Raw genomic sequence first — 708 nt, 5'->3', positions numbered from 1 at the left:
TCGTGGTCGAGTAGCTCAGCCATTTGGCTTTCGCCCTCACAGATCCGGGCAGGCGGCTTTCCCGCACCCGGCTCTTCCCGAGGGTAACCCGCGTCATATCCGCGCCTGCGCCCAAGTGCGAGTGATGCGTGGAACGGGCAGACGGAAGCGTGCCGTCAGGGCCTCGAACTCCGACCAGCCCATGCGCCGACTTTTCTGACTGCGCCGTCTCAGACAGTGCAGCCAGATCCGACGCACTTCGCGGTAGAAGCCGTTAAGCGCTGGATAATTGTGCGGCCTGCCGTAGTAGCCGTAGTGTCCACGCAGCACTGCGGCGAACCACTCGTGCTGGGTGGCCAGTGACTCGTGCATGAGCCGCCAGGCCTCCTGGCGCAACGCCGTCAGCTTGCGCGTCAGGCGTTTCCCTTCCGTCTTGTGCTTCACGATAAACCGGCCGTCCCGGGTCCGCCCGCAGTAGTGGGTGAAGCCGAGGAAGGCGAAGGTCTCGGGTCGCCGCTCGCCGCGCCGCTGACGCGAGAGGGCCGCAAATCGACCGAACTCGATCAACCGCGTCTTGCCCTCATGAAGCATCAGGCCAAAGCTGGCCAGCCGCGCCTTGAGGGCCAAGAGCATCTCCTGCGCATCCACCTTGCTCTCGAAGCCCATGACGAAGTCGTCCGCATAGCGAACGGCCACAACGCGACCGCGTGCGCGGCGACGGCGCCATTG

1 protein-coding gene is annotated in these 708 nt (G+C 65.1%); it reads right to left on the bottom strand.

Annotation, left to right across the window (positions count from 1 at the left end; genetic code table 11):
* Positions 1-93: 93 nt before the first annotated feature.
* Positions 94-708: reverse transcriptase domain-containing protein (locus tag AC0L3S_RS39115; protein ID WP_473285293.1), on the bottom strand; the 615-nt coding region annotated here is incomplete at its 5' end.

The organism is Bradyrhizobium sp. Ken01 (genome assembly GCF_055807355.1).
The sequence above is the reverse complement of the archived record's forward strand: the minus strand, read 5'-3'. Positions and strand labels throughout refer to the sequence as shown.